Genomic DNA, 7,366 nt, shown 5'->3' on the forward strand with positions numbered 1-7,366 from the left:
TGGACACCCCAAGCTGAAGGCGACACCCTAACCTCAGATGATCTAATGGCTGAATATCCAGATCTGAAGCTCGTCTAAGTGTTGACGATATTGCAAAAATTGTCGGGGTAGGTACAAGACCTACCCTTCTTTAATTGGCGCAGATTTTGTTATAATGCTATACAAAATGCTTGATAAAGTTTAATATTATTTTTATTTTTTAGCCAGATACCTCATGATGTCTACCCTTCTCCTCAACGAGCGCTGAGGAGAAACAGGTAGCTCCCAGGGCATGGTTCTAAGAAGTATTGTGGTAGAGCTTCACAAGGGTCGATTGTATTGTATTTCCTCTCCGGGTGAAGGGACAGAATTTGTAATTGAAATTCCGCTCCAATAGTATCTGGTTGACGTTGTTTAGTTGGCTCAGGCTGTTGCTTATGCGAGAATGCGATCGCAGAACACAGGAGCATCGCGCAAGCTAATCTAATATGAATGTCACTGACTTAAGAAATCTCCTACCTCACCAACCAACTCTTGTGCAGGGGATCTGGGGGAGGCACTCCGTCCCCCAGTGGGGGGTTTGGGGGAATCCCCCCAATCTTGGTTTTTCCAAGAAACGATCACTTTTCGCTTAAGTTCAGTGCCATTCAATCTAATATTGTTCTCGAACTTGCCCATTGAGTCGTTCAGCTCGTAGAACTAATCAGCAGGGTTATGACTCAGATTCTCACTCGTCTTAAGACACTTAAGCCTAAGTTCGCGGATTATGGATATTTTAATTGTCGAGGATGAACCAGAAATTGCCAAGCTCATTCAGCTAGCTTTAGAAAGAGAGGGGTTTTCCTGCAACTGGTGTCCCGATGGGCTATCGGCTTTACAGGCATTTACTAAGCAACAGCCCGACGTCATCATTTTAGATTTGATGCTTCCAGGTCTGGATGGGCTGGAAGTATGTGCCAGAATTCGACAAAAGCCAGGTGCTAAAGACCCCTATATTTTGATGTTGACCGCTAAGGGTGAGGAAATTGACCGTGTGATTGGTCTCTCTACGGGTGCCGATGATTATATGGTCAAACCCTTTAGTCCTACAGAGTTGGTTGCCAGAGTCCGAGCACTATTAAGGCGCAGTCTGCGTCATGGTGGGCAGCATTTAGTCTACCAAACCCAGCATTTCGCGGTTGATGTAGATCAGCGCACGGCAACGCGACATATAGAGGCAGGCGGAGCAGAAGCGTTGGACTTAACCACTTTAGAATTTAATCTCTTGGCAACATTTATCAGTCAGCCCGGTCGAGTTTGGAACCGCACCCAGCTGATTGACAAACTTTGGGGCGATGACTTTTTTGGAGATGAACGGGTAGTCGATACCCATGTAGCGCGGTTGCGAAAGAAAATTGAGCCAGACCCAGCAAATCCTACCTTTGTAAAGACGGTTATTGGCGTCGGCTACAAGTTTGAAGACTCAACTACGACTTGAATCTTCCACACCATCTTGTTACCATCGGGTCGAAGTAAATGACGCACGGCATGACCAGTTTCTCGGAATTGCTCTGACACTGAGTGGTGTGGCGGTGTGATCGACCCTAAAGGAGACTTTATATTTCGCTTCTAATTATCCATAAATTGCCGACTAAAAAGTCAGCCAACCTATTTTTGATTGTTAATTAGAAATCACGACGAACAATTGACACAGGTTGTTCATTAGCTTGTCATAGCTGAGTGTTAATTTGAGGTGTCCAAGATTTAGGTTTGACTCATCCAGAATGAGCGAACATTTTCACTGGGATTCCGTCAGTCAATGAGTAAGGCTAGTTTGCGTAGGATGAAGTCCTTGCCTTTAGCGTCACGCCTTTTCTTCTCCCATCTCATGGTGATGATTGTGGGGGTGATGTCTCTTGTAATTATTGGCAAGCTGTCTTCTCCTCGCTTTTTTGTCTTACACCTGCGACAACTAGAAGGTCAGGGAGTCACTTTGCGTTATGCCCGTACCTATCTAATCGATGGGTTTGAAACGGCATGGAATCGTAGCACTTTCTGGTCAGTCATCGTGGGCACGACAGCAGCAGGTGGGCTCAGCTATTGGGTTTCCAGGCGGATTGTACAACCCCTAACTCAGATCGAGCAAATTACCCAAAAGTTTGCAGCAGGGCAACTGGATGAGCGACTGCCACCGAGTGAGATTCCTGAAATCAACCAACTGGCTCATAGTTTTAATCGTATGGCTGTCAGTTTGGAGGATGTGGAACACCGACGCCGAGATTTAGTGAGCGACCTCACCCATGAACTGCGAACTCCTTTAACCGTGCTGCGCGGCTATCTCGAAGAACTAGCAGAGGCTCGGATTGAACCGACCCCAGCGGTTTATCAGCGGTTAGCAAAAGAAACTAGACGGCTAGAACGCTTAATCAATGATTTGCAAGAACTTTCTAAGGCAGAGGCTGGATATCTACCCATTAAGGTTGAGCCTGCAAATTTGCGTCCCTTGTTAGAATCCCTGGTGGAAAAATTTGCTGACCAGTTGCTGGAAGATGGCCCGGAGTTACGCTTAGAGTGTCCCGTTCAACTACCGACTGTACTGGCTGATATTGACCGGGTGGAGCAAGTATTGGTTAACCTACTAGGCAACGCCCTGATTTATACGGAGTGGGGTTCAATTACCATCCGGGCTTGGGCGGAAACCGAAGGAGCAAAAGCTATAGCGCCTCGACTGTGGATTTCGGTGACTGACACGGGGATTGGAGTCGCGCCAGAAGATTTGCCTCATGTTTTTGAGCGCTTCTGGCGGGCAGAGAAGTCTCGAAATCAGCACACTGGCGGCACCGGAATTGGTCTAGCGATTTCTCAACGGTTGATTGAATTGCAAGGTGGTCAGATTGAAGTGGAAAGTGAACTGGGTGTTGGCAGTACGTTTCGGTTTTATCTGCCGTTGGCGTGACACCTGTTCCGTGAACAGTGAACAAGAAACATCTGTGAGTATAAGGCTCTCAGCAATCGCTCTCTTCCAAAGATTGCATAATTTGTTTATTTAGTCAATATTTAATTAATTAAATATTGTAAATATTTGATTTTATCAATTACTCACAAATATGTAAATATTTGTAAATAAATCTCACGAAATTCCTATCGAATTGTGTCAGATGAAGGCTCAAACCACCATCAGGTAAGCATTTTTTGATACAAACACTAATGTTGCCTATACAAAAACTGAGCCATGAAGAGTGAGTCCTTACTCAACTGATCGCTCACTCCTCAGCACTCATCCGATGAGAAGAGAACGCGCATCATAAGGAGCCAAAGTAGCATGTTCACACACGTCAAGTCCACCATTCGACACATTACCCCAAATGCCTTGAATGGGCGTCATTTGCTTAAGGTGGTCTATGTCGTGCTAGAGCCACAGTATCAGAGTGCATTATCAGCCGCTGTTCAATCCATCAATCAAAACAATCCCAACTTAGCGGTTGAAATTAGTGGCTATTTAATCGAGGAACTTCGGGACGCAGGAAACTATGAGGATTTTAAGCGGGATGTGGCCCAAGCTAACATCTTCATTGCTTCACTAATCTTCATTGAAGACCTCGCTGATAAAGTGGTGGCGGCAGTAGAACCACACCGCGATCGCATGGAGGCGGCCATTGTCTTCCCCTCTATGCCTCAAGTCATGCGCCTGAATAAGTTGGGTAGCTTTTCGATGGCGCAACTGGGCCAATCAAAGAGTGCGATCGCGCAATTTATGCGAAAGCGCAAGGAGAAATCCGGTTCTTCCTTCCAAGACGGGATGCTGAAACTACTGCAAACCCTCCCCAAAGTCCTGAAGTACCTACCGATGGACAAAGCACAGGACGCCCGGAACTTCATGCTTAGCTTCCAATATTGGCTGGGTGGTTCATCGGATAACCTAGAGAACTTCCTGCTGATGTTGGCAGATAAGTATGTATTGAAAGGGCGTCAACTGAGCTTCAATGAGCCAGTAGTTTACCCCGATATGGGCATTTGGCACCCCTTAGCTCCGACCATGTTTGAGGATGTCAAGGAGTACCTGAACTGGTACAGTAGCCGCAAGGATGTCTCTGCCGACTTAAAAGACCCCCTAGCACCTTCCATCGGTTTAGTGTTGCAACGTACCCACCTGGTTACAGGCGATGATGCTCACTATGTGGCAATCGTGCAGGAATTTGAAGCAATGGGTGCTCGTGTGATTCCCGTATTTGCCGGGGGTTTAGATTTCTCGAAACCCGTGGATGCATTCTTCTATGAATCAACCGCGAAGACACCGACAGCCTTGGTGGACGGTGTTGTATCGCTCACAGGTTTTGCTTTGGTGGGTGGCCCCGCACGGCAAGACCATCCTAAAGCGATTGAATCATTAAAACGGTTGAATCGCCCCTACATGGTAGCCCTCCCCTTAGTATTCCAAACCACAGAGGAGTGGGAAGGTAGTGATTTAGGCTTGCACCCAATTCAAGTGGCATTGCAGATTGCGATTCCTGAATTGGATGGCGCGATTGAACCGATTATTTTATCCGGTAGAGATGGGACAACCGGAAAAGCGATCGCACTCCAAGACCGCATCGAAGCGATCGCCCAGCGTGCCTTAAAGTGGGCTAACCTACGCCGCAAACCCAAACTCGATAAGAAAGTTGCTATCACTGTTTTTAGCTTCCCGCCCGATAAGGGGAATGTGGGAACAGCCGCTTATTTGGATGTGTTTGGTTCCATCTATAAACTGATGGAAGCCCTGAACAACAATGGCTACGATGTTCAAGGTTTGCCAGAATCATCCGAGGCGTTAATGCAAGAGGTGATCCACGACGCCCAAGCGCAGTACGCCACTCCCGAACTGAATATTGCCTACAAGATGTCAGTACCGGAGTATGAAGAACTCACTCCTTATTCAACACGGTTGGAAGAAAATTGGGGGCCACCTCCGGGAAATTTAAATAGTGATGGACAAAATCTGCTGGTTTACGGCAAACAATTTGGTAATGTGTTCATCGGGGTTCAACCCACCTTTGGTTACGAAGGTGACCCGATGCGGTTGTTGTTCTCCCGTTCTGCCAGCCCTCACCACGGCTTTGCCGCATACTATACCTATTTAGAAAAAATCTGGAAAGCCGACGCCGTACTACACTTCGGGACTCACGGTTCGCTGGAATTCATGCCCGGTAAACAGATGGGGATGTCAGGGGAGTGTTACCCGGATAACTTGATTGGTTCTACCCCCAATCTCTACTACTACGCCGCGAATAACCCCAGCGAGGCAACCATTGCCAAGCGCCGTAGCTATGCCGCCACGATTTCCTACCTGACGCCACCGGCTGAGAATGCAGGATTGTATAAGGGGTTGAAGGAACTGAGTGAATTAATTGCGTCTTACCAAACCCTGAAAGATACTGGGCGTGGTATCCCGATTGTCAACACCATCATGGACAAGTGCCGCTTGGTGAATCTGGATAAGGATATCGACTTAGTCGAAGACGCCAGTGGGCTGACCGCAGAGGAACGGGATACGGTGGTTGGCTTGGTGTATAAAAAGCTGATGGAGATTGAATCGCGGTTGCTGCCCTGTGGGTTGCATGTGATTGGCAAACCACCAACAGCAGAAGAAGCGATCGCAACTTTGGTCAATATTGCTAGCCTCGATCGTCCCGAAGATGAAATACTGAGCTTACCTCGGATTATCGCCAATAGCATCGGGCGGGATATTGATGAAATTTACACCAATAACGACAAAGGCGTCTTAACGGATGTCCAATTGCTGCAAGAGATAACTTTGACAACTCGTGAAGCTGTCTCCGCTTTGGTGAAAGCGCAAGCCGATGCCGATGGTCGGGTATCTAAAGTCTCCAAGCTCAATTTCTTCAACATGGGCAAAAAAGAGCCTTGGATTGAAGCGATGCATCAATTAGGTTACACCAAGGTTGACGACCAAGCGCTCAAACCCCTGTTTGAGTACCTAGAATTCTGCCTCCAGCAAATCGTTGCCGATAACGAACTAGGTGCAATGCTGAAAGCCCTAGAAGGCGAGTACGTCCTCCCCGGCCCCGGTGGCGACCCCATCCGCAACCCCGATGTATTGCCCACTGGTAAGAACATCCACGCCCTCGACCCCCAATCCATCCCCACAACGGCGGCGGTTAAATCAGCCAAAATTGTGGTAGATCGCCTGCTGGAACGTCAACGCTGTGAAAATGGCGGGAAGTGGCCTGAAACGATTGCTTGTGTCCTCTGGGGTACGGATAATATCAAGACTTACGGGGAATCTTTAGCACAAATCATGTGGATGGTGGGGGTTAAACCTGTACCCGATGCCTTAGGTCGCGTGAACAAGTTAGAATTGCTTCCCCTAGAGGAGTTGGGGCGTCCTCGGATTGATGTTGTGATCAACTGTTCCGGCGTCTTCCGCGACTTGTTCATCAACCAAATGAACCTCCTCGACCAAGCCGTAAAAATGGCAGCAGAGGCGAATGAACCTTTAGAAATGAACTTTGTCCGCAAACACGCGATGCAACAGGCAGAGGAAATGGGGATTAATCTGCGGCAAGCGGCAACTCGCGTCTTCTCCAATGCTTCGGGTTCCTACTCCTCGAATATCAACCTGGCAGTAGAAAACAGTACTTGGGAAAGCGAATCTGAGTTGCAGGATATGTATCTGGCACGGAAATCCTTTGCTTTCACCTCCGATAACCCAGGCACAATGGAACAAAATCGGCAGATTTTTGAGACAGCCCTGAAAACCGCCGATGCTACGTTCCAAAATCTCGATTCTGCCGAGATTAGCCTGACAGATGTCAGCCACTACTTCGATTCTGACCCCACCAAGGTTGTCGCCAGTCTGCGAGGGGATGGCAAGACGCCAGCCTCGTACATTGCTGATACCACAACAGCAAATGCCCAAATCCGCACTCTTTCGGAAACCGTGCGTCTGGATGCGCGGACGAAGCTACTCAATCCCAAGTGGTACGAGGGAATGCTAAGTCACGGGTATGAGGGTGTGCGGGAACTCTCGAAGCGGTTGGTGAATACGATGGGTTGGTCGGCAACGGCTGGTGCTGTCGATAACTGGATTTACGAGGATACGAATACTACGTTTATCCAGGATGAAGAGATGCGTAAGCGGCTGATGAACCTGAATCCTCATTCCTTCCGCAAGGTTGTATCGACGTTGCTGGAAGTGAATGGTCGCGGTTATTGGGAGACGAGTGAGAGTAATTTACAGATGTTGCGCGAGTTGTATCAGGAGGTTGAAGACCGGATTGAAGGAATAGAATAGTCGTAATCTATCAAAGATTCAGATTCCCGACTTCTTAGAGAAGTCGGGAATCTCGCCTTTACGAATCATTGAAAATCTAAAATAAAAATCGCTATGACTGCCCTAACCGTCAAC

At 47.9% G+C, this 7,366-nt stretch carries 4 protein-coding genes; all 4 read left to right on the forward strand.

Annotated features, from left to right (window positions below):
- A partial coding sequence (locus V6C93_RS32700) for a DUF1517 domain-containing protein (RefSeq protein WP_333480864.1) occupies positions 1 to 78 on the forward strand: 78 nt, incomplete at its 5' end.
- Between the two features lie 667 nt (positions 79 to 745).
- Positions 746 to 1,456 (forward strand): response regulator transcription factor, encoded by a 711-nt coding sequence (locus tag V6C93_RS32705; RefSeq protein WP_333480861.1) that lies wholly within the window; start codon positions 746 to 748, stop codon positions 1,454 to 1,456.
- Positions 1,457 to 1,777: 321 nt separating this feature from the next.
- Positions 1,778 to 2,914 (forward strand): HAMP domain-containing sensor histidine kinase, encoded by a 1,137-nt coding sequence (locus tag V6C93_RS32710; RefSeq protein WP_333480862.1) that lies wholly within the window; start codon positions 1,778 to 1,780, stop codon positions 2,912 to 2,914.
- A gap of 366 nt (positions 2,915 to 3,280) precedes the next feature.
- The gene (locus V6C93_RS32715; protein WP_333480863.1) at positions 3,281 to 7,252 is read left to right on the forward strand and encodes a magnesium chelatase subunit H; all 3,972 of its coding nucleotides are present in this window, start codon (positions 3,281 to 3,283) and stop codon (positions 7,250 to 7,252) included.
- Positions 7,253 to 7,366 lie beyond the last annotated feature (114 nt).

This window comes from Allocoleopsis sp., assembly GCF_036703385.1.
In the GTDB taxonomy this organism is placed as follows: domain Bacteria; phylum Cyanobacteriota; class Cyanobacteriia; order Cyanobacteriales; family Coleofasciculaceae; genus Allocoleopsis.

Coding starts and splice junctions, on each gene's coding strand:
- V6C93_RS32715 (WP_333480863.1), top strand. CDS start 3,281: ATGTTCACACACGTCAAGTCCACCATTCGACACATTACCCCAAATGCC.
- V6C93_RS32710 (WP_333480862.1), top strand. CDS start 1,778: ATGAGTAAGGCTAGTTTGCGTAGGATGAAGTCCTTGCCTTTAGCGTCA.
- V6C93_RS32705 (WP_333480861.1), top strand. CDS start 746: ATGGATATTTTAATTGTCGAGGATGAACCAGAAATTGCCAAGCTCATT.